Here is a 22,477-nt window from a genome sequence, read left to right on the forward strand (position 1 = left end):
ACTGGTTCCGGTATGGATCAAGCACTAACAACGGGCAGCGATTGCCCAGGAATTATCCGCGCGGCGTGCCGAAGTCAGCAATGGCCGCGGGCAATCGCCCTCACCGACTAACGGCCGATCGCGCCGGACACCTGCGAAGCAAGCTGCTCGGCGAGCATGTGATAGCCTTCGGGGGTCAGGTGCACGCCGTCGGGCTGATGCGGAAGTCCGCCCAGCATGCCGTTGGGGAGCATGATCACCGTGATGCCGCGGGCGCTGAGCCGGCTTTGGATGTCCGCGGTCCGGTCCGGGCTGCCCTTGCGCCGGTCGTTGCCGCCGGGCTGCAGGATCACCGCACGGGTGCCGTTCGGGACCGCCCGGTCGAGGCGTTGCAGCATCCCTTCGGTGGTGTCGCCATTAATGCCGGCGTTGACGACGCGGACGTTCAGTCCCTTCGCGCGCAAGATCGCTTCGAGCTGCGCGGGATAGGCCTGGTTGCGTGCCACGCCCTTGCCGTAGGTGTTGCTCGCGCCGAGCGCAACGACGGTTGCGGCATCAGCCGATGCGGCGCCGAGGCTCAAAGCGGCGAGAAATGCGATGCATCCAACAATTCCGAACCGAAGCGCGCGCATGTGTCCTCCGTCCAGTCCGTAGCCCGGATGGAGCGAAGCGCAATCCGGGACGCCGCGTCAACAGAACTCGTCGTCCCTGCGCAAGCAGGGACCCATAGCCACCGGCCGTGGTAATGTGGAAGGTGTCTGCCACCGCCTTTATCGATAGATCACGCGGTATGGGTCCCTGCTTTTGCAGGGACGACAGCGGAGTGTGAGGCTACATCGTCGCGCCCAGGACCCACGGCGCGAACTCGGCGCCGCCGAAGTCGAAGCTCTCGCTCTTGGTCGGCTGGCCGGAGGCGGTCTTGAGGATGAGGTCGAAGATGCGCTGGCCGCATTGCTGCACGCTCTCCTCGCCGTCGAGGATGGTGCCGCAATTGACGTCCATGTCGTCTTCCATCCGCTTGTACATCGGCGTGTTGGTGGCGAGCTTGATCGACGGCGCCGGCTTGCAGCCGAACACGCTGCCGCGGCCGGTGGTGAAGCAGACCAGGTTGGCGCCGCCGGCGACCTGCCCGGTCGCGGCGACCGGGTCGTAACCGGGCGTGTCCATGAACACAAAGCCCTTTTTTGTCACCGGCTCGGCGTAGTGCAGGACGTCGACGAGGTTGGTGCTGCCCGCTTTCGCCATCGCGCCCAGCGACTTTTCGAGAATGGTGGTGAGGCCGCCGGCCTTGTTGCCCGGGCTCGGATTGGCATTCATCTCGGCGCCCTCGCGGCTCGTATATTCCTCCCACCAGCGCATCAGGCCGACCAGCTTCTCGCCGACCTCGCGGCTGACGGCGCGGCGGGTCAATAGATGCTCGGCGCCGTAGGTCTCGGGTGTCTCCGAGAGAATGACCGTGCCGCCGTGGCGGACCAGCAGATCGCTCGCCGCGCCCAGCGCCGGATTGGCCGACACGCCGGAATATCCATCCGAGCCGCCGCATTGCAGGGCCACGGTGAGTTCGCTCGCCGGCACCGCCTCGCGCTTGACCTTGTTGGCATCAGTGAGCGCTTCCTTGACGAAGGCAACGCCGGCTTCGACCGTCTTGCGCGTGCCGCCGACCTCCTGGATGTCCATCGCACGCAGCCGGCCGGCCAGCTTCTGCTCGGCCATCAGGCCGCCGATCTGGTTCACCTCGCAGCCGAGGCCGAGCACGATGACGTTGGAGAAATTGACGTGCCGCGCATAGCCGCCGAGCGTGCGGCGGAGCAGCGCCAGCGGCTCGTCCTGGGTCATGCCGCAGCCGGTCTTGTGGGTCAGCGCGACGACGCCGTCGACATTGGGGAAATCGGCCAGCGGATTGTCGCCGGTGAACGGGTTCTTCTTGAACATGTCGGCGACGATGCCGGCGACATGGGCGCTGCAATTCACCGAGGTGAGGATGCCGATATAGTTGCGCGTCGCGACGCGGCCGTCGGCGCGGCGGATGCCCTCGAACGTCGCCGGCAGATCGAAATTCGGCACCGGCTTGACGTCGACGCCATAGGCGTAGTCCTTGGCGAAATCGCCCATGCCGCAATTCTGCGTGTGCACATGCTGGCCGGGCGCGATCGGCTGGGTCGCAAAGCCGATGATCTGGCCGTAGCGGCGGATCGGCTCGCCCTGCGCGATCGGCTTGATCGCGACCTTGTGGCCGGCCGGAATGCGGTCGACCGTGGTGACGCCTTCGGCCACCTCCAACCCCGGCGGCAGGCTCGCGCGCGCGATCAGGACGCTGTCGTCGGCGTGCAGGCGGATCGTTTGTGCGGTGGCCATGGAAGTTCTCCTTTTGAGGGGCGAATAGCGAATGGCGAGTAGCGAATAGTGCTACTCCAATCATCGTCCCCTATTCGCCATTCGCTACTCGCTATTCGCGTTCTCAGGCCTTGCCGCCGGACTTCTCGCGGGTCGCATTGACCTGCATCTTGGCGTAGACCTGCATCAGGCCGACCTCGTTCGACAGCGTCACGAGCTTGAAGCCCATGTTGATCGCGCGCACCGCGCCTTCGGCGCCGGAGCAGTGGATGCCCGGGTTGAGGCCGCGCTTGCCGCATTCCTTGATGATCTTCTCATAGATCTTGAGGATCTCCGGCTCGTCGCGATCGAGCTTCGGCACCAGGCCGTAGGAGAAGCCGAGATCGGACGGGCCGATATAGACGCCGTCGATGCCTTCGACGTCGAGGATCGCTTCCATGTTCTCGACCGCGGTCTTGGTCTCCATCATCGGCAGCAGCACGATCTCGTCGTTTGCGGTCTGCTGATAGGTGCCGGCCGAGCCATACATGCCGGCGCGGATCGGACCGTTGGAGCGCACGCCCTTCGGCGGATATTTTGCGTAGGAGACGAGGTTCTTGGCTTCCTGCGGCGTGTTGACCATCGGGCAGATCACGCCATAGGCGCCGCCGTCCAGCACCTTGCCGATGATGCCGGGCTCATTCCAGGGCACGCGGACCATCGGCGTGACCGGATGGGCATGCATCGCCTGGAAGCATTGCACCATCGACTGATAATCCTGCACGCCATGCTGCATGTCGACGGTGACGCTATCGAAGCCGCATTGCGCGATCACTTCGGCCGAAAACCCGGAGGGGATCGCGAGCCACGCGTTGACCACCGCCTTGCCCGATGCCCAGACCTGCTTGACCTTGTTTGCCATCTTGTTTTTCCTTCCCTGTTCCGAACTTGTCGTCATTGCGAGCGCAGCGAAGCAATCCATTTCTCAGTCTGTTGAAGCATGGATTGCTTCGTCGCTACGCTCCTCGCAATGACGGATGAATTATTCCGTCGCCCGCTGGATCGAGACTTCGCTGACGCCGACGTCGCGCGCGGTATTCACTATCGCCGCCCAGGTGTCGTCAGGCAAGGGGATGCCGTTCCTGGTGCGATCGGCGCGGGTCTTGCGCTCGGGATCGCCCGGAACCAGCACCGACTCCGTGCCCGCGATCGGCTTGGTGGCGCGGATGAAATCGGTGTAGCGGGTGATTTCGCCGTCGAAGAAGTTGCTGGTGTCGATCACCTTGGGATCGATGTAGAACGCCATCATGCCGTTGGCGAAGCGGCGGTCCGATGACGTCGCACCGGTGCCGGTCAGCGCGCCGCCAAGCAGCTCACAGATGAAGGCGAGGCCCGAGCCCTTGTGATCGCCGAAGGCGCGGATCGCGCCGGTTCCCTTGGTGTGGTCGCGCGGCCCATCCGGCGTGTACGGGCCATACAGCACATGCGGGTCTTCGCTCAGCGTACCGTCGGCATCGACCAGCGCGCCGATCGGCAGCTTCTTGCCGCCGCGGCTCGCCACCAGGCACTTTCCCTCTGCGACAACGGATGTCGCGAAATCGAGCACGATCGGATCCTGGCCCTGGCGCGGAATGCCGACGCAATAGGGCGCGGTCGACAGCCGTTTCTCGACGCCGCCGTAGGGCGCGACCAGGAGCGAGCCCGCCGCGGTCACGAAATGAATTGAGACGAGACCTTCGGCGGCGGCCATTTCGGCCCAGTCGCCGACGCGGCCGAGATGGCCGGAGTTGCGCAGCGCGACGGCGGCGAGCCCCGCCTTCTTGCACTTCTCGATGCCGAGCTTGACCGCAACCGGTGTGACGGTCTGGCCATAGCCGAACTTGCCGTCGACCACCGCGAGCGACGGCGTGTCGACCACGACCTCGGGGGTCTGGTTCGGCACGATCGAGCCCATCTTCTTCCACCTGACATAGACGGGCACGCGGATCACGCCGTGGCTGTCATGTCCGGTGAGGTTCGCGGTCGTCAGATAGGTCGCGATGCGCTTCGCCTCTTCCGCAGAGGACTCCGAATGCGAAAACACCTCGGACACGAAGTTGATGAGATTATCGACCTTGATGGTGACCATGAAAAACTAGCTCGCTCGATAAGGCACAGTGTGTTCTTAGGTGTGGGTCTTAAGCGTGGGTCTTGGCGTGGCCGCCGAGATAGGCCGCGGCGATGGCTTCATTGCCCCACAATTCGTCGGGCTTGCCACCGAGCACGATCCGTCCGGTTTCGAGGACAAAACCGTGATCGGCGACCGACAGTCCCATGCGCGCATTTTGCTCGACGAGCAAGACCGTGGTGTCCTTCCTGATCTGCGAAATAATGCGGAACACCGCCTGCACGATCACAGGTGCGAGACCGAGCGACGGCTCGTCGAGCAGCAGCAGCCGCGGCTTCGCCATCAGCCCGCGCGCCACCGCGACCATCTGCAACTGGCCGCCGGACAGCGTCCAGCCGAGCGCATTGGAGAAGGCGCGAATATCGGGAAACAAATCGAACATCGCGTCGGCCTCGCGCGAGATCTGCGACGCCGAAACCTTCCGGTTCGACGCGCCGAGCATGATGTTCTCTTTCACCGTGAGGCCCGGAAACACGCGGCGGCCTTCCGGCACATGCGAGATGCCGAGCCGCACGATCGCTTCCGGCCCGAGGCCTGCGATCGAGTGACCGTCGAACAGGATGTCGCCGGAGGCGGGCTTGGCGAGGCCACTGATCGCGCGCAGCGTGGTCGACTTGCCGGCGCCATTGGCGCCGAGCAGCGTGACCACCTGGCCCTGCTCGACGGCGATGGTGACGCCGCGCAGCGCCTCGATCTCGCCGTAGCGGACCACGAGATTGCGGATTTCGAGCAGCGGCATCATTCGCTCCCGAGATAGGCGGAGACAACGTCGGGATGGCGCAGCACCGCCATCGACTCGCCGTCCGCGATACGGCGTCCGAAGTTCAGCACGGTGATGTGCTGGGCGGCTTCCGAGACCAGCGTCATGTCGTGATCGATGATCAGGATGGTGAGCCCCTGCGCTGCGATGCGCTTGAGCAGTTCGTGCAGCTCGAGCTTCTCGGTCGAGTTGAGGCCGGCGGCCGGCTCGTCGAGCAGCAGCAAGGTCGGATTCGAGGCCAGCGCCCGCGCGATCTCGATCAGGCGCTGGTGGCCGTAGGAGAAGCTCGAGATCAACTCGTTGGCGCGGCTGCCGAGGCCGACAAAGGTCAGCGCCTCCATCGCGCGCTCGGTCAGCGCGTCGTCGCCCTTCCCGATCATGGTGTTGCCGGGCCGCTCGGCGCCGATTTCGACATTCTCCAGCGCCGTCATCGAGCGGAACAGGCGGATGTTCTGGAACGTGCGTCCGAGACCCGCGGCGGTGCGCTGATGCGGCGCCATGGCGGTGATGTCGGTGCCGTCGAGCACGATCTTGCCTGATGTGGCCTTGTAGAGGCCGGACAGCACGTTCAGCGTCGTGGTCTTGCCGGAGCCGTTGGGTCCGATCAGCGCGTGCACGCTGCCGCGCTTCACCGCGATGTCGACGCCGTCGACCGCCTTGAGGCCGCCGAAATGCTTCGAGAGCCCGGTGACCTCGAGCACGATGTCGCCGCCGGTCGTCGCGGGCTTGAGCTGGAGCGCTCCGGCCACAGGCGGCGCCCTGGTGTGGGCACGCCAGCGCGTGAAGGCGTCGGACACGAAGCCCCAGATGCCGTCGGGCATGAAGCGGATGATCAGGATCACCGACAGGCCGTAGATCGCGAGGTAGAGACCCGGCACGCTCTTGAGGAAGCGCAGCCATTCCGGGATCAGGATCAGCAGCCCGGTGCCGATCGCCGAGCCGATCGGCGAGGCGACGCCGCCGAGCAGCGACATGGTCAGAAACTGGATCGATTCGGCGAACGAGAACTGGTCCGGACTGACATAGGCGAAGCCGCCGGCGAACAGGCCGCCCGCCAGGCCGCCGAGCACCGCGCACACGGCAAAGGCGGAGACCTTGGTGCGGAACACGTCGATGCCGTTGACGCCGGCCGCGAGTTCGTTGTCGCGCACCGCGCGCATGGCGCGGCCGAGCTTGGTGTCGGGCAGATGCCAGACCAGATAGCCGACGATGGCGAGCATCGCGACGCAGAACGCCAGATAGCTTTGCGAGGACTGGAACAGCTCGGGACGGCGAATGTTGGCGACGCCGTCGGGCCCATGGGTCACGCCGATCGCGTTGATCATCACCAGCGTCACGATCTGCTGGAACGAGATCGTCACCATGGCCAGGTAATGCCCGCCGAGCCGCAGCGTCGACATGCCGAGGAACGCGCCGGCGATCAACGTGATCACGCAGCCGCCGACCAGGCAGAGCCAGAAGTTCAGATGCAGGTCGGCGGTCCCGAGGCCGACGGCATAGGCGCCGAAGCCGAAGAACGCGGCCTGCGCCAGGTTGATCTGGCCGCACAGGCCGAGCACCACCGACAGCCCGAACACCGCGATCGAGAAGGTCGTGGCCTGCAGCAGGATGTTGAGCACGTAACCGTCGAACTGCATGCTGGCGGCGAGCGCCACCAGCACCGCGGCGCCGAGGAAATACGGCAGATGCCGGATGATCGGCGGTTTCGAGCGCACGGCCGGCGCCGGAATCATGTTGTCGCTGGCGCTCATGCTTTCTCCGCGACACGTTCGCCGAAGATGCCCTGCGGCCGGAACACCAGAAAGGCGATCAGCACCAGGAAGGCAAAGCCGTCCTTGTATGGCACCGAGATGTAGGCGGCGCCGAACGTTTCGATGACGCCGAGCGCGAGGCCGCCGACGATCGCGCCCGCAACGTCGCCGAAGCCGCCGATGATGGTCGCGGCGAACGCCTTCAGCGCGATGGTCGAGCCCATCTGGATCGAGACGAACAGCACCGGCGCCACCAGGATGCCGGCGAGACCGCCGAGCACGGCCGAATAGATGAAGGTGATCATGATCATGGTGGAGACGGAAATGCCGAGCAGCGAGGCCATCTCCTTGTCCTGCGAGGTCGCCTGCAGCTTCTTGCCGAGCAGCGTCTTCTCGAAGAACCAGAAATTGAACAGCACCAAGAGGATCGTGACGCCGATGATCAACAGATACTGGCTGTCGAGATAGACCGGGCCGAGCTGGATGCCGGGCGTATCGAACCAACCCTGCAACACCTGCGGCTGCGGACCGTAGATCGCGAGCACCGAGTTCGACAGCAGGATCGAGGCGCCGATGGTCGCGATGATGACGGGCAGATAGGTGCGGTGGCGCAGCGGATAATAGACGCCGAGATTGAAGATGACGCCGAGCAGCGCCATGCCGGCAAGCGCGATCACGAAGGACAGCCAGTATGGCAGGCCGAGCTCGACGCAGACCACCATCAGATAGGCGGCGACCATCGAGAATTCACCTTGCGCGAAGTTCACCACGTTGGTGGCGCGGAAGATCAGCACGAAACCGAGCGCGACCAGCGCGTAGACCGCGCCGATGCCGATTCCGGTGAATAGCAGTTGGAGGATGAGATCCATGACGGCGCTCGATTGAAAGGCGAAACGAACATCCCGGGACCAGCCGGATCGGAGTGATTATCGTTCGGGAGGTGGTAGGGCTCTCTCCCCCAACGCAACCGGGGTAGACCCCGGTTGCGTGGGGGAGGGAACCATCCACTCGCGCCTCCCTGACCGGCCCAATCAATCGTTGAAGTCGATGTGCTTGTCGTAGACGATCTTGCCCTTGTCGTTCTTCACGACGTTGTAGCCGTGCAGACCGTCGCCGTTCTTGTCGAAATTATATTCGCCTTCGGCGCCGGCGAATTTCTGCGTCGCCAGGATCGCCTCGCGGATCTTGGTCGGATCGGTCGAGCCCGCCTTGTTGATCGCCGCCGACAGGATGGTGATCGCGTCATAGGGCCAGGCGCTCTGGTTGTCGGGCGCGGTCTTGTAGGCATCGCGATAGGCCTTGCCGAACGCCTTCGCGGCATCGCTGGAGTCTTCGGCGAAGTCGGCGACACCGTAGGTGCCGAACAGCGCGGGGCCGGCGAGCTTGGTCGAGGACACCGCCACCACCGAGGGCGAACCGACCCAGGGGATGTTGACGCCGAGCTGGCGCAGCTGCCGGGCAAAGATGCCGAGATCGTTCTCGAAGGTGAAGTAGGTGCCGAGCACGTCGGCGCCGGACTGCTTCACCGCCAGCACGACCGGAGTGAAATCCTGGCTCTGGTTGGCATAGCCCTGGTCGAGCACCGGCGGCGCGCCAAGCTTGGTCAGTGCTTCGCTGAGCGCCTTGCCGCCCGCGGTGCCGAAGGCATCGGTGGAATGCACGATCGCCCATTTCTTCTTGCCGAGCGTATTGACGCCGAAGTCGGCGATCACGCGGCCGGAATAATTGTCGTTCGGGCGGAAGCGGAACAGCCAGGGATTGCCGGAATGGGTGAGATCGGGATTGGTGCCGCCGATCATCACCGGCTTGCCGACCTTGATCACGTCGGGCGCCATCGCCTGCACCTGGGTCGAGCGGATCGAGCCGAGGAAGGCGACGATGTCGGATTGCGCGGCGAGCTTAGAGAACGCCAGCACGATACCCGGATTGGTGGTCTGGTCGTCCTCGATCACGAGCTCGACCTGCTTGCCGAGCACGCCACCGGCCTTGTTGACCGCGGCCAGCGCCAGCTTGGCGCCGTTCTGGGCCCACAGCCCCTGCTCCGCCGCCGGACCGGTCACCGGCACGCACATGCCGATCTTGATGGTCGCGCCCTGCGCCCACGCGCTGCGCATCAGCGCGGGCGCAGCGAGACCTGCCACCAAGCCGGCGGAAAACTCACGCCTCGTCAGTTTCATTCAATCCTCCCTTGATGGCGCCGAACTTGGATGCCGGCTGCATTGAGACGAGCTGGACGCATAGACCCGTTGCCCCGATCCGCAGCCATCAAACAGCGCGACGAACAAACATCAGCGCCGCTGCAGCGCACAACACGTGCAACGGCGACAATCGATCCAAACGTACCGGCTCAGCTAAACATGATTGCACATTGCACGCAATAGCCAAAACTTCGCTGGCGGCGGTGCGTAAATGCCTGCTACCAGTAATGTGACCGACGGGCAGTCATCGATGTCGATTCCAAGAGCGAAATCGCAGACCAGACGGAAACAGCCGGCCTACGCGCTGATCAAGAGCGCGCTGGCAAAGCACATCCGGGCCGGCGATGTTCCGCCCGGCGCTGTCCTCTCCGAGTCGGCGATCGCAACCTTGTTCGGCTCCAGCCGCTCGCCGGTGCGGCAGGCCTTCGAGCAGCTCGAGCACATCGGCCTGGTGCGCCGGTTCGATGGCCGCGGCGTGATCGCCGGTAAGCGCAAGGTCGAACCGCGGCGCGTGCCGATCACCCCTGAGATGTTCGGGCTGACCGACGGCCCGGTCGAGGCGGTGCGCAGCGACGCCTGGGACACCCTCTATTACAAGCTCGAACGCGAGATCATCTACCGCTCGCTGTTCGGACGCTTCCGGGTCAGCGAACTGGCGCTGGCGCGGCATTTCCGGGTCGGACGCACGGTCGCGCGCAATCTGCTGCTCCGCGCGCAGGCGATCGGGATCCTGGAGAAAGGCGCCAAGGCGCATTGGTACGTGGTGCCGCTGGACGAGGATCGCCTGCGCGACATCTTCGAGGTGCGCGCGACCCTCGAGCCGCTGCTCTTGAAATCAGCCGCGGCGAAGATTCCCACCGCCCTGCTGGACCGGATGGCGGCGCGGCTGCGCGAGGGGATCCAATTCCGCAGCAACGTCGGTGTCGGCGAGCTCGATGAGATCGAGGGCGACCTGCATATCCGCTGCCTGGGTTACGGCATTAATCGCGAGATGCTCGAAGCGCTCAAGCGCACCCACTGCGCTTTCGTGATCGGCAAGCACATTCAGGTGGCGCTGACCGCGCCGCAGATCGATTCCTTCATGGACGAGCATCTGGTGATCATCGAAGCCCTGCGCGCCCGCGACGGCGACGCGGCGGCGGCGATCCTGCGCCGTCATATCGAATGGTCGCACTCCAAGGTCGCCGGCTGGATCGCCGAATTCCGCGCCATCAACGTGATCTCGCGGGTGCCCTACATGGCCTGAGCGGCGGCTATTCGTCGCCCTCCACGTCGGCGCCTTCGGCCGCGCCCATTCCGGCCAGGCTCGCCTCCAGCGCACCCAGCATCTCCTGCAGCTCCGCAAGCTTGCGCGCGCCATAGCGCCTGGTGATGGCGGCGTAGATCACCTCGGAGGTCGGCGCCACCGCCTCGATCAGTTTCAATCCCTTGGCGGAGATCGAGACCACCGCGCGCCGCGCATCGTTCTCCGCCGCCTTGCGCTCGATCAGCCCGCGCGCCTCGAGATCGCGCAGGATTCGCGACAGGCTCGGGCCGAGCAGAAACGCCATGCGGGCGAGCTCGGTGACCTCGATCTCGTCGACCGCCGTGAGCGCACGCAGAATCCGCCACTGCTGCTCTGTCAGCCCGTGATTGCGCAGCGACGGCCGGAATTGCCGCATCACCGCTTCGCGCGCGCGGAGCAGCGACATCGGCAGCGAGCGCGAGAACTCGCGCATCGGGGTCCGGCGCGCCGACGCCTCGTCCTCCGGCCGTATCTCATCCAATTTCTTGCGCGCCATCGCTCAATCCACCGCAACGAAATTTCGCATTGCAGCATGCCTCGATTCAGTTTGCGGGAATTCATTTAACATGTTAATCATCTCCCGACATCCACTTTTGTGTAGCACGCATGGCCCTCTCCAAGGACGATATCCGCGCTGCCGCCGAGCGGCTCGACACTGCGGAAAAGACCCGCAAGCAAATCCGCCAGCTGTCGCTGGAATACCCGGGCATCACCCTCGACGACGCCTACGCGATTCAGAAGGCCTGGGTCGAGATGAAGGTGGCGCAGGGCCGCATCGTCAAGGGCCACAAGATCGGCCTGACCTCGAAGGCGATGCAGAGCGCGCTCAATATCGACGAGCCGGATTCCGGCATCCTGCTCGACGACATGTTCTTTGCCGATGGCGGGCTGGTGCCGACCGATCGCTTCATCGCGACCCGGGTCGAGGCCGAGCTCGCCTTCGTGATGAAGCACCGCCTCGCGGGACCGAACTGCACGCTGTTCGATGTGCTCAACGCCACCGACTTCGTGGTCCCGGCGCTGGAGATCCTCGATACACGGGTCGAGCGCGTCGATCCCGAGACCAAGGCGACGCGCAAGATCTTCGACACCATCGCCGACAACGCCGCCAATGCCGGCATCGTGCTCGGCGGCCGGCCGATCCGTCCGCTGGAGGCCGACCTGCGCTGGATCGGCGCGCTGTGCTTCAGAAACGGCCAGCTCGAGGAAACCGGTCTCGCGGCCGGGGTGTTGAATCATCCGGCGACCGCGGTGGCGTGGCTCGCCAACAAGATCGCGCCGAACGGTTTGGCGCTGGAAGCTGGACAAGTCGTGCTGGCAGGCTCCTTCATCCGTCCGATCGAAACCCGCAAGGGTGACACCATCCAGGCCGACTACGGACCGTACGGGTCCGTGAGCTGCTACTTCGCCTGACGCACTCAGGAGCGCTGCATGCCGCATTTCACGCTTGAATATTCCGCCAATCTCGACGGCCTCGTCGACATGGGCGCGACCGTCGAGGTGGTCCGCAAGGCCGCCGTCGAGACCGGCATCTTCCCGCTCGGCGGCATCCGGGTTCGCGCCGTCAGGTGCGAGCACTACGCGATCGCCGACGGCCGCAAGACCTACGGCTTCCTCGACATGGTGCTGCGGCTCGGCGAAGGCCGCGACCTCGCCGCCCGCAAAAAGGCCGGCGAGCACATCTTCAAGGCGCTGTCGGCCCATCTCGATCCGGTGTTCGCCAACAGCAAGTTCGCTCTGTCGTTCGACATGCAGATCAACGACAAGGAAACCAGCTGGAAACGCAACAACATCCACGACGCACTGAAGGTGGAGACGGTCAATGGATAAAGCGACAGCGAAATCGTCAGCCGACGTGTTCCAGGCCAACCGCGATCGCGCCGGCCCGCTGCTCGCCAAGCTAAAAGCGGAAGGCATCGGCAATGTGATCGACGGCAAGGTCGTGCCGGCGGCCTCCGGCCAGACGTTTGAGACGAAATCCCCGATCGACGGCACGGTGCTGGCGAGCGTCGCGCGCGGCAATGCGGAGGATATCGACCACGCGGCAACCGCGGCGGCCAAGGCCTTCAAGGCCTGGCGCGACATGCCGGCGGCGCAGCGCCGCAAGCTGCTGCATCGCGTCGCCGATGCGATCGAGGCGCGCGCCGACGATATCGCCGTGCTCGAATGCATCGACACCGGCCAGGCGCACCGCTTCATGGCCAAGGCCGCGATCCGCGCCGCGGAGAATTTCCGCTTCTTCGCCGACAAATGCACTGAGGCCCGCGACGGCCTCAACACGCCCTCGGACGAGCATTGGAACATCTCGACCCGGGTGCCGATCGGCCCGGTCGGCGTGATCACGCCGTGGAATACGCCGTTCATGCTTTCGACCTGGAAGATCGCGCCGGCGCTCGCGGCCGGCTGCACGGTGGTGCATAAGCCGGCGGAATGGTCGCCGGTGACCGCCGACCTGTTGGTCAAACTGGCAAAACAGGCTGGCCTCCCCGACGGCGTGCTCAACACCGTGCATGGATTCGGCGAAGAGGCCGGCAAGGCGCTGACCGAACACCCCGCCATCAAGGCGATCGGGTTTGTCGGCGAGAGCGCGACGGGCTCGGCGATCATGGCGCAGGGCGCACCGACCTTGAAGCGGGTGCATTTCGAGCTCGGCGGCAAGAACCCGGTGATCGTGTTCGACGACGCCGATCTCGATCGCGCGCTCGATGCCGTCGTGTTCATGATCTACTCGCTCAACGGCGAGCGCTGCACCTCGTCGAGCCGGCTGCTGGTCCAGGAAAGCATCGCCGACAAGTTCATCGAGAGGCTGACCGCGCGGGTGAAGGCGTTGAAGGTCGGTCACCCGCTCGACCCCGCGACCGAGATCGGGCCGCTGATCCACGAGCGGCATCTCGCCAAGGTGTGCAGCTATTTCGACGTCGCGAAGAAGGACGGCGCCACCATCGCGGTCGGCGGCAAGCCGCATGACGGTCCCGGCGGCGGCCACTATGTGCAGCCGACGCTGGTCACCGGCGCCAACGCAAGCATGCGCGTGGCGCAGGAAGAGGTGTTCGGCCCGTTCCTGACCGTGATCCCGTTCAAGGACGAGCGAGAGGCGATCGAGATCGCCAATGGCGTGCAATACGGCCTGACCGGCTATGTCTGGACCGGCGAGATGGGCCGCGCGCTGCGCGTCGCCGATGCGCTGGAAGCCGGCATGATCTGGCTCAATTCGGAAAACGTCCGCCATCTGCCGACCCCGTTCGGCGGCATGAAGTCGTCAGGCATCGGCCGCGACGGCGGCGACTACTCGTTCGACTTCTACATGGAAACCAAGCACGTCTCGCTCGCGCGCGGGACGCACAAGATTCAGAAACTGGGAATTTAACTACCACTGTCATTCCGGGGCGACGCGTAGCGGCGAGCCCGGAATCCATAACCACGATCGTGAGTATGGATTCCGGGCCTGCGCCAAGAGGCGCATCCCGGAATGACGAATAAAGCGAGGGGAAACACCAATGCCCGTTCCGACACACGTTTTCGATCCGCCGTTCAACATCATCCGCTGCAGCCATGCCGTGCTCGACGTCACCGATCTCGACAAGAGCGCCGCCTTCTACGAGAAGACGGTCGGTCTCCATATCGAGGACCGCGACGACAAATCGGTCTATCTGCGCGCCAGCGAGGAGCACCAGCACCACTCGGTGGTGCTGCGCAAGGCGGCGAAGGCGGCCTGCAACCGGCTCGGCTTCAAGGTCGGCAATGACCGCGATCTCGACAAGGCGGCCGCGTTCTGCTCCGAGAACGGCATCACCTACGCTTTCGTCGACCAGCCGTTCCAGGGCCGCACGCTGCAATTCACCGATCCGTTCGGCTTCCAGATCGAGCTCTACGCCACCATGGAGAAGCGCCCGCATCTGCTGCGGCGCTACGATCTCTACAAGGGCTGCCATCCGCAGCGGCTCGACCATTTCAACGTGTTCGCCGCCGAGGTGCAGGACACCATCGATTTCTACGCCCGGCTCGGCTTCCGCCTCACCGAATATGCCGAGGAGGACGGCGACCAGGGGCGCATCGCCGCCGCCTGGATGCACCGCAAGGGCAATGTCCACGACTTCGCCATCACCAACGGCCGTGGCCCGCGCCTGCACCACATCGCCTATTGGGTGCCGACCGCGATGAACATCGTGCATCTCTGCGACGTGATGGCCTCGTCGGGCTTCCTCAAGAACATCGAGCGCGGCCCGGGCCGGCACGGCATCTCCAACGCCTTCTTCCTCTACATCCGCGATCCCGACGGCCACCGCATCGAGCTCTACACCAGCGACTATTTCACCGGGGATCACGACCACGAGCCGCTGCGCTGGTCCCTGCGCGATCCGCGCCGCCAGACGCTATGGGGCGCGCCGGCGCCACGCTCCTGGTTCGAGGAGGGTTCGACCTTCGCAGGGCAAGCGGTGCGCGAGCCGCGCTTCGTCGCCGACGTCTTGGTTGCGGACTGAGGGATCGCCGATGTCAGCCCCTCGCCTCGCCACCTATTCCGTCAACGGCGCCACCCTCTATGGCGCCGTCACCGACACCGGGATCGTCGACCTCGCGTCGCGCTTCGCCAGGGATTATCCGACCTTGCGCGAGGCGATCGCCGCCGGCGCGCTGGGCAAGCTCGTGGAAGACGCGGCCAGGCGATCGCCCGACCACGCGCTCGACGCGGTCGCCTTTCAGCCGCCGATCCCGGCGCCGGACAAGATCATCTGCATCGGCGTCAACTATCCGGACCGCAATGCCGAATACAAGGACGGCTCGGACGCGCCGAAATACCCCAGCATGTTCCTGCGGGTGCCGCGCTCCTTCGTCGGCCACAACACGCCGGTGGTGCGGCCGCGGATCTCGCCGCAGCTCGACTATGAGGGCGAGCTGGTGCTGGTGATCGGCAAGGCCGGCCGCCACATTCCGGAAAGCACCGCACTCGACCACATCGCCGCGATCACGCTCTGCAACGAAGGCACCATCCGCGACTGGGTGCGCCATGCCAAGTTCAACGTCACCCAGGGCAAGAACTTCGATTCGACCGGCAGCCTCGGCCCGTGGATCGTGCCCTACAGCAGCGAAGCGCAGATCGCCGATGTCAGGCTGACCACGCGGGTCAACGGCGAACTCAGGCAGGACGACCGCACCTCGCGCTTGATCTTCGGCTTCCGCTACCTCATCAACTACATCTCGACCTTCACGACGCTGGTTCCCGGCGACGTCATCGTCACGGGGACGCCGACCGGTGCAGGTGCGCGGTTCGATCCGCCGCGTTATCTGAAGCCCGGCGATGTCGTCGAGGTCGAGGCCGAAGGCGTCGGCATCCTGCGCAACGGCGTCGTCGACGAAGCCATCTAACCCTGCAAGCAAGTGGACAGTGCCATGACCTCAACATCCGGCGGCGAAGCGATCGTCAACGGCCTCGTCGCCCACGGCGTCGACACCGTGTTCGGCCTGCCCGGCGCGCAGATCTATGGCCTGTTCGATGCCTTCCACCAGGCGCAGCTCAAGGTGATCGGCGCCCGGCATGAGCAGGCCTGCGGCTACATGGCGTTCGGCTATGCCCGCTCCTCCGGCAAAACAGGCGTGTTCAGCGTGGTGCCCGGCCCCGGCGTGCTCAACGCCTCGGCGGCGCTCTTGACTGCGTTCGGCTGCAACGAGCCGGTGCTGTGCCTGACCGGCCAGGTGCCGACGCAATTCCTCGGCAAGGGCCGTGGCCACCTGCACGAGATGCCGGACCAGCTCGCGACGCTGCGCAGCTTCGTGAAATGGGCGGAGCGGATCGAATACCCCGACAATGCGCCCGCGATGGTGTCGCGCGCCTTCCAGGAGATGCTGTCGGGCCGGCGTGGCCCCGCGTCGCTGGAGATGCCGTGGGACGTGTTCACCCAGCGCACCCAGGTCGCAGCCGTCAAGCCGTTCGATCCGTTGCCGGCGCCGCAGCCCGATCCGGACCGGATCAAGGCGGCCGCCGATCTGATCGCCGGCAGCAAGACGCCGATGATCTTCGTCGGCAGCGGCGCCATCGAGGCGCGCGAGGAGATCCTCGAGCTCGCCGAGATGATCGACGCGCCTGTCGTCGCCTTCCGCAGCGGCCGCGGCATCGTCTCCAATGCGCATGAGCTCGGGCTCACCATGGCCGCGGCCTACAAGCTCTGGCCGAAGACCGACCTGATGATCGGCATCGGCACGCGGCTCGAGCTGCCGACGATGTCGCGCTGGCCCTATCAGCCGGCCGGCCTGAAATGCGTACGCATCGACATCGATCCGGTCGAGCTGCGGCGCTGGCCGGCCGATGCCGGCGTGATCGCCGACGCCAAGGCTGCGACCTCCGACCTGGTCGCGGCCGTGCGCAAGGCCGGCTACAGCAAGACCTCCAGCCGCCGCGCCGCGATCCGCGAGGCGACCGCCGCGACCGAGCAGGAGATCCAGCGCATCCAGCCGCAGATGGCCTACCTGAAGATCCTGCGCGAGGTGCTGCCGGCGAACGCCATCGTCACCGACGAGCTGTCGCAGGTCGGCTTCGCCTCGTGGTACGGCTTTCCGATCTACGAGCCGCGCACCTTCGTCACCTCGGGCTATCAGGGCACGCTCGGCTCCGGCTTCCCGACCGCGCTCGGCGCCAAGGTCGCCAATCCGAACACGCCGGTGGTCGCCATCACCGGCGACGGCGGCTTCATGTTCGCCGTGGAGGAGCTCGCCACCGCGGTGCAGTTCAAGATCGGCGTGGTGACCTTGGTGTTCAACAACAACGCCTATGGCAATGTCCGCCGCGACCAGCGCGAGCGCTTCGACGGCCGCGTCGTCGCCTCCGACCTGGTCAATCCTGATTTCGTCAAGCTCGCGGAATCCTTCGGCGTCGGCGCGGCGCGCGTCACCTCGCCGGATCACTTCCGCCCGGTGCTGGAGAAGGCGCTGGCCGACGGCGGGCCCTATGTGATCTCGATCGAAGTGCCGACCGATTCCGAAGTCTCGCCCTGGGCATTCATCCATCCGGCGCGGAACGACTAGGCGCTCTTCACGCCGCGTTGCAGCCGCGACGCGGCGATCACGAGCAGGCCGGCGCCGGCGACCGACCAGCAGGCGACCGGCGCCCAGTGCACCAGCGGCGCATAGTCCGGCATCTTCTGCAGGCCGCCGGCGACCGCGGCCATCCGCGCAAAGGTCGCAAGCGCCAGCGCCGAGAACACGAGGCCCGTGACCTTGCCCTCCGCGCCGGTCTCGCCGATCGCGAGCGCCGCGGACACCGCGCTCATCAGCATGCAGCCCCAAGCCGCGCCCGCCATGAACTGCGCTGCGATCAGCACGTTGAGGCTTCCGGCGATCTCCGCGGCAACGATGGCGAAGGCACCGAGCAGTCCCGCCGCGCCCATCACGATCAGGCCGCCGCGATGCTTGACGACGATGCTGGCCGGAAACATCGCGATATTGAAGCCGATCCAGAACACCGGCATCAACCATTGCAACTCGTTCGATTTGGCAAAGCGCAAATAGAACGGGGCGCTGTTGATGTTGAAGTGCAGCTGATAGCCAAGCGACAGCAGCACCATCGAGCCGATCAGGAACATCGGCACGGCGCCGAGCCGCTTTGCCGGTACAGCGAGCCGCACGGGCTCGGTCTCCGCCGCGATACGCCGCTCGATCCCCGAGAACGCGAGCGCGGTCAGCAGCAGCACCGCGCCCGACAGTGCGAACGGCAGCCGCGCATCATGATCGCGCAGCACAACGCCGAGATAGGGCGAGACCGCGCCCGCGATGCCGTAGCCCAGCATCGCCAGCGCGGCGAGGAACGGCACCGACGGCTGCGCGCGATACTTGCCGAGTAGCGTCAGCGGCGGCGCGCGCAACGCCGACGACGTCACGGCCCAGATCACGATCAGCCCGATCAGCCAGGCCTTTGCGCCCGGCCCGGTGCCGGCGACATAAGGCAGCGCGATGAAGGCGGCGCAGGAGATCGCGGCGAGGATGCCGACGAACAGGCCGAGCCGGCCGACCAGGACTGAGATCCTGTCGGCGGCCATGCCCATCGCGGTGTCGGTGATGGTGAAGATGGCCTGGTCCATCATCAGGATCAGGATCACGGTTGACGGCGCGATGCCGACTTCGGCGCACAGCTTCGGCAGATAGATCAGGTAGGTCGTCCACCCCAGCGTGAATACGAGCTGCAGCAGGGCGAGATAGACGCCGGTGCGATTGACCGCGCGGTCGGCCTTGGTGGTCATCCGCCAAGTCTAGACCAGCCGGCGCCTCAGCGCACCCTACGGAAGGTCAAATTGATGCGCTGGCGGCCGAGCACGCCGTGCTCGCCGTCTGCGAGCGGCGCCACGCCGTGATAAAACAGCCGTGACGGCCCGCCCCACACCGCGACATCGCCATGTTCGAGCCGGTAGCGTCGCGGCGTGTCGCTGCGCTTCAGCCCGCCGAACAGGAAGATCGCCGGCAGCCCGAGCGAGATCGAGACGATCGGCGCGCCGTAATCGAGCTCGTCCTTGTCCTGATGCAGCGACAGTTTTGCGCCGGGCACGTAGCGGTTGATCAGACAGGCTTGCGGCGCGAAGCCGCTGAAGCCGGCCTCACCAGCAGCATCGGCGGCGAGCCTGCGCAGCACCTCCGGCATTTCAGGCCAGGGCTGTCCGCTCTCAGGATCGATCGGATCATAGCGATAGCCGCTCGCGTCGGAGACCCAGCCGACGCTGCCGCAATTGGTCATCGCAACCGACATGCGGTGACCGCCGGGCGTGATCAAATGCCGGAACGGCGCCTGCTTGACGATGACGCGCAAGGCCGGGATCAGCTCGGCCTCGAACGGCCGGACGAAGCCGCGCAGCAGCACGGCGCCGTCCGCGATCGTCTCGCGCGGCGGCCTTGCATCGCAAATGGTCTCGAACAGATCAGCGGCCACGCCTCACTCGCACTCACTTTGCGTCGTGGAAGATCACACCAACGGTGTGGCGATGGCCGGACCTGATCCGGCTGACGCCATGGCGGAGATTGACACGATATGCTCCGCGTGTCCCCTGCACCGGACGGTGATGCACTGCAAAAGCCACCGCATCGCCCTTGGTGAGCGGCACCACCTCCGGCCGCGACTGCATCCGCGGCCGCTGCTCGGTCAGCACGAACTCGCCGCCGGTGAAATCGCGCCCCGGCTCGGACAGCAGGATCGCGACCTGGATCGGGAACACGTGCTCGCCATAGAGATCCTGGTGCAGGCAGTTGTAGTCGCCCTCGCCATATTGCAGCAGCAACGGCGTCGGCCGCGTCTGCCCGGCATCGTGGCAGCGCTTCAGGAATGCCGCATGCGACGGCGGATAGCTGATCGCGATCCCCATCGTCTGGTTCCAGCGATTGGCGGTCGCGGTCAGCCGCGCATACAGCGCCGGCCGCAGCTCCGCGATCAGCTCCGGCAGTGGATAGGAGAAATACTTGTACTCGCCGCGGCCAAAACCGTGGCGGCCCATCACGACCTTGCTGCGGAACCGGCTGTCGTCGGGATACAGCGCGGCGATGGCGTCGCATTCCTCAGGCGTCAGCAGCCCGTTGAGGACGGCGCAGCCCTGCCCGTCGAGCTCGGTGGTGATCCGGTCCCAGTCGAGCGCGTCGACGCGGGCGAGGCTGTTGCTGGATGGGCGGGTGAGGGTTTGGGCTGTTGCTGTCATGGGATGGAATCTGGCGCATGATTGCGCCCCGCGCCACCCGATTTCCGATCCAGATCTGCCGAGAACGCTGCCATAATCACGGTATCGTCCCTGCGAAAGCAGGACCCATAACCACAGGTGCCGGTTGTTAGAAAGCCGTCCAGCCGCGTGCCCTTTGCGAAAGCCGCGGCGTATGGGTCCCTGCTTTCGCAGGGACGACGTGTGGAGAGAGTGTCGCTCGGCTGTCGAAGGAACGACGCGCGGAAAGAGCTCAGCCCCTGACCGGCAGCGTGATCACGTCATATCCGTGGCTGATCTTCCGCTTCTTGACCGGGTCTTCCAGCTCGAACTCGAAGCGGCTGGCGGGGCGGATGCCGCCTTTGGCGGCGAAGGTGCCGCCGAACATGGCGCAGCCGTCCGGCAGCGCGCCGTTGTCGAAGCCGCGCGCGATCAGGTCCTTGACCGGCAGCATGTGATCGAGCGTGCCTTCCTGGTAGAGCACGCGCTGGCCGCCGATCGTGGCCCAGGAGCGCAGGATGAGCTGGTCCCAATGGCCGATGACGTCCTCGAGCTCCCACAGTTCAGATGCCATCGGCTTGTCGCACATCTGCTTCGACACCGTGACGCTGTAGCTCTCGACCTTGCGGTCGGTATGATCGGAGCCGCAGCCGACGAAGATGCGGCCCTGCCAGCCGATCAGCACGAACTCGACCTCGCCGCTGGAGTCCTCGCCGCAGACCTCGATCGTGTCGGCGAAGGTCAGCCGGCGGGCCGAGCAGCGGTAGTAGATCGGCGTCGTCGCGGGGCGTGCGATGCCGAGCGCCTCGAGCTCGGCGATGTGCTTGTCGCGTGCCACCGGATCGCGGCCGGTCCAGCCGGCGATCACCGCTTGCTTGATTTCGAGCGTGAGCGGCGTCGCGACGCCCTTGTCATCGATAGTGAAGGTGAGATCAAACACGGATGACGGTCTCCATTCCGGCCGCGAGCTCGAAGATGCGGCGATCCGAACCGCCGGCGGCGGCGAGCATCAGGCCGACCGGCGCCTCGCCCTCACGATGCGCGGGCAGCGAGATGGCGCAGCCGTCGAGCGTGTTGATCAGCGAAGGATTGCGCAGCGCGCGCAGATTCTCCGTTGCGAACGCCCTGTCATCGGCAAGCGCGGCGATGCTCGGCGGCAGGTTCGCGGTGGTCGGCAGCACCAGCGCGTCGTAGGGCGCGATGCGCGCCTCGGTGCGGGCAATGAACGAGCGGCGCGCGTTGATGAGATCGATGTAGTCGGCCGCAAGGAAACCCTCGCCGCGCTGGATGCGTACTGCAACGCGGGGATCGTAGATGTCGCCCTTGCTGGCCAGCAGGAAGCGGTGCCAGGCATAGCTCTCGGCCGCCGAAAACCCGCCCTTGGCGTTCATCACGCCGACGTCGTGAAATTCAGGAACCTCGATGCGCTCGATCAAGGCGCCGGCGCGCGACAGCGACGCCAGCGCGCGCTCGAAGGTTCTTGCGACGGCATCGTCGAGGTCATCGAGCGCGATCGTGGTCGGCACCGCGAGCCGCATGCCCTTGACCGGGCGCGGGGTCAGCGACGTCACCAGCTCGTCGGCCAGCACGGCATCGAGCGCGGCGCAGCAGGCCACCGAATTCGCCAGCGGGCCGTAGCTGTCCAGCGTGAACGACAGCGGCACTCCGCCAGCGAGCGGAATCCGGCGCTGCGTCGGCTTGTAGCCGACGATGCCGTTGAAGGCGGCCGGAATCCGGCAGGAGCCGCCGGTGTCGGTGCCGAGCGCGCCGAACGCCATGCCGTCGGCGATCGAGACCGCCGCGCCGGAGGACGAGCCGCCCGGCACATGGCCGACGCTCCGGTTCCAGGCGCTCTTCGGCGTGCCGTAATGCGGATTGATGCCGATGCCGGAATAGGCGAACTCGGTCATGTTGGTGCGGCCGATCACGATGAAGCCGGCGCGCTTGAGCCGCGCCACCACAGGCGCATCGGCATCCGCCGGTGCGGAATCCTCCAGCGCCCGCGAGCCCGCGCGCGTCACCTGGCCCTTGATGTCGAACAGGTCCTTGATCGAGACCGGAATGCCGGCGAAGGGCGACGGTGCCGCGTTGGCCTTGCGCAGCCGGTCCATGGCGTCGGCGGCGTCCAGCGCGGCGTCGCGGTCGACATGGGTGAAGGTGCGCTGGCCCTCGCCTGCCGGGTCGGCAATCCTGGCGATGCATTGCTCGACGAGCTTGCGGGCGGAGGTCGCGCCGCTGGCGAGATCGGCGGCAAGGGAGGCGAGTGTCGGATTGTTCGGCATGGTTTTCACTTCACGGCTTGCACTTCACGGCGTGCGCTTCATGGCTTGCAGCCGATTGTCGCGCGAACCGGGGCCGATTT

21 protein-coding genes are annotated in these 22,477 nt (G+C 65.8%); 7 read left to right on the forward strand and 14 right to left on the reverse strand.

Going from position 1 to position 22,477, the window contains the following annotated elements:
* Positions 1-107: 107 nt before the first annotated feature.
* From ACVW17_RS33635 to ACVW17_RS33670, 8 genes are all read right to left on the reverse strand, one after another.
* Positions 108-611 (reverse strand): GDSL-type esterase/lipase family protein, encoded by a 504-nt coding sequence (locus tag ACVW17_RS33635; protein WP_456798356.1) that lies wholly within the window; start codon positions 609-611, stop codon positions 108-110.
* Between the two features lie 199 nt (positions 612-810).
* Positions 811-2,334: a UxaA family hydrolase gene (locus ACVW17_RS33640; RefSeq protein ID WP_456755883.1), complete on the reverse strand. Its 1,524-nt coding sequence runs from the start codon at positions 2,332-2,334 to the stop codon at positions 811-813.
* A gap of 103 nt (positions 2,335-2,437) precedes the next feature.
* Positions 2,438-3,214, reverse strand: coding sequence for an HpcH/HpaI aldolase family protein (locus ACVW17_RS33645; protein ID WP_021079919.1), 777 nt, complete (start codon positions 3,212-3,214; stop codon positions 2,438-2,440).
* A gap of 120 nt (positions 3,215-3,334) precedes the next feature.
* Entirely contained in the window at positions 3,335-4,420 is a 1,086-nt protein-coding gene (locus tag ACVW17_RS33650; protein ID WP_456798357.1) for a malate/lactate/ureidoglycolate dehydrogenase, read from the reverse strand.
* A gap of 49 nt (positions 4,421-4,469) precedes the next feature.
* Positions 4,470-5,198 carry an ABC transporter ATP-binding protein gene (locus ACVW17_RS33655; RefSeq protein ID WP_021079917.1) on the reverse strand — a complete coding sequence of 243 codons (729 nt, stop codon included), beginning with the start codon at positions 5,196-5,198 and terminating at the stop codon, positions 4,470-4,472.
* Positions 5,198-6,970: a branched-chain amino acid ABC transporter ATP-binding protein/permease gene (locus ACVW17_RS33660; protein WP_456798358.1), complete on the reverse strand. Its 1,773-nt coding sequence runs from the start codon at positions 6,968-6,970 to the stop codon at positions 5,198-5,200. The genes ACVW17_RS33655 and ACVW17_RS33660 overlap by 1 nt, the downstream gene beginning before the upstream one ends.
* A complete protein-coding gene (locus tag ACVW17_RS33665) occupies positions 6,967-7,839 on the reverse strand; it encodes a branched-chain amino acid ABC transporter permease (protein WP_050420108.1) in 873 nt (290 codons plus the stop codon). Before ACVW17_RS33665 ends, ACVW17_RS33660 begins: the two co-directional genes overlap by 4 nt.
* Before the next feature lie 162 nt (positions 7,840-8,001).
* On the reverse strand, positions 8,002-9,147 hold the full coding sequence (locus ACVW17_RS33670; protein ID WP_456798359.1) for an ABC transporter substrate-binding protein: 1,146 nt from the start codon (positions 9,145-9,147) through the stop codon (positions 8,002-8,004).
* A gap of 271 nt (positions 9,148-9,418) precedes the next feature.
* Here ACVW17_RS33670 and ACVW17_RS33675 point away from each other — a divergent pair, with 271 nt between their 5' ends.
* Positions 9,419-10,414 (forward strand): GntR family transcriptional regulator, encoded by a 996-nt coding sequence (locus ACVW17_RS33675; RefSeq protein WP_456798360.1) that lies wholly within the window; start codon positions 9,419-9,421, stop codon positions 10,412-10,414.
* Positions 10,415-10,421: 7 nt separating this feature from the next.
* Here the strand turns inward: ACVW17_RS33675 and hpaR are convergent, their stop codons facing one another.
* Positions 10,422-10,949, reverse strand: a complete 528-nt coding sequence (gene hpaR / locus ACVW17_RS33680; protein ID WP_456798361.1) for a homoprotocatechuate degradation operon regulator HpaR — start codon at positions 10,947-10,949, stop codon at positions 10,422-10,424.
* Positions 10,950-11,059: 110 nt separating this feature from the next.
* Here hpaR and hpaH point away from each other — a divergent pair, with 110 nt between their 5' ends.
* From hpaH to ACVW17_RS33710, 6 genes are all read left to right on the forward strand, one after another.
* On the forward strand, positions 11,060-11,866 hold the full coding sequence (gene hpaH, locus ACVW17_RS33685; RefSeq protein WP_456798362.1) for a 2-oxo-hept-4-ene-1,7-dioate hydratase: 807 nt from the start codon (positions 11,060-11,062) through the stop codon (positions 11,864-11,866).
* 18 nt (positions 11,867-11,884) lie between these two features.
* Positions 11,885-12,283: a 5-carboxymethyl-2-hydroxymuconate isomerase gene (locus ACVW17_RS33690; RefSeq protein ID WP_456755891.1), complete on the forward strand. Its 399-nt coding sequence runs from the start codon at positions 11,885-11,887 to the stop codon at positions 12,281-12,283.
* Positions 12,276-13,820 (forward strand): 5-carboxymethyl-2-hydroxymuconate semialdehyde dehydrogenase, encoded by a 1,545-nt coding sequence (gene hpaE / locus ACVW17_RS33695; protein ID WP_456798363.1) that lies wholly within the window; start codon positions 12,276-12,278, stop codon positions 13,818-13,820. The genes ACVW17_RS33690 and hpaE overlap by 8 nt, the downstream gene beginning before the upstream one ends.
* 130 nt (positions 13,821-13,950) lie before the next feature.
* On the forward strand, positions 13,951-14,934 hold the full coding sequence (gene hpaD / locus ACVW17_RS33700) for a 3,4-dihydroxyphenylacetate 2,3-dioxygenase (protein WP_456798364.1): 984 nt from the start codon (positions 13,951-13,953) through the stop codon (positions 14,932-14,934).
* 10 nt (positions 14,935-14,944) lie between these two features.
* Entirely contained in the window at positions 14,945-15,817 is an 873-nt protein-coding gene (locus tag ACVW17_RS33705) for a fumarylacetoacetate hydrolase family protein (RefSeq protein ID WP_456798365.1), read from the forward strand.
* 24 nt (positions 15,818-15,841) lie between these two features.
* Entirely contained in the window at positions 15,842-17,470 is a 1,629-nt protein-coding gene (locus ACVW17_RS33710; protein ID WP_456798366.1) for a thiamine pyrophosphate-dependent enzyme, read from the forward strand.
* Here ACVW17_RS33710 and ACVW17_RS33715 read toward each other — a convergent pair.
* The 5 genes from ACVW17_RS33715 to ACVW17_RS33735 form a co-directional block, all read right to left on the reverse strand.
* A complete protein-coding gene (locus ACVW17_RS33715; protein ID WP_456798367.1) occupies positions 17,467-18,681 on the reverse strand; it encodes an MFS transporter in 1,215 nt (404 codons plus the stop codon). The genes ACVW17_RS33710 and ACVW17_RS33715 overlap by 4 nt on opposite strands.
* A 26-nt stretch (positions 18,682-18,707) precedes the next feature.
* Positions 18,708-19,361, reverse strand: a complete 654-nt coding sequence (gene alkB / locus ACVW17_RS33720) for a DNA oxidative demethylase AlkB (RefSeq protein WP_456798368.1) — start codon at positions 19,359-19,361, stop codon at positions 18,708-18,710.
* Positions 19,362-19,374: 13 nt separating this feature from the next.
* The gene (locus ACVW17_RS33725; RefSeq protein WP_456755898.1) at positions 19,375-20,118 is read right to left on the reverse strand and encodes a 2OG-Fe(II) oxygenase; all 744 of its coding nucleotides are present in this window, start codon (positions 20,116-20,118) and stop codon (positions 19,375-19,377) included.
* 250 nt (positions 20,119-20,368) lie between these two features.
* Positions 20,369-21,055 (reverse strand): DUF2848 domain-containing protein, encoded by a 687-nt coding sequence (locus ACVW17_RS33730; RefSeq protein WP_456755899.1) that lies wholly within the window; start codon positions 21,053-21,055, stop codon positions 20,369-20,371.
* Entirely contained in the window at positions 21,048-22,397 is a 1,350-nt protein-coding gene (locus ACVW17_RS33735) for an amidase (protein ID WP_456798369.1), read from the reverse strand. Before ACVW17_RS33735 ends, ACVW17_RS33730 begins: the two co-directional genes overlap by 8 nt.
* Positions 22,398-22,477 lie beyond the last annotated feature (80 nt).

This window comes from Bradyrhizobium sp. USDA 4473 (assembly GCF_054063335.1).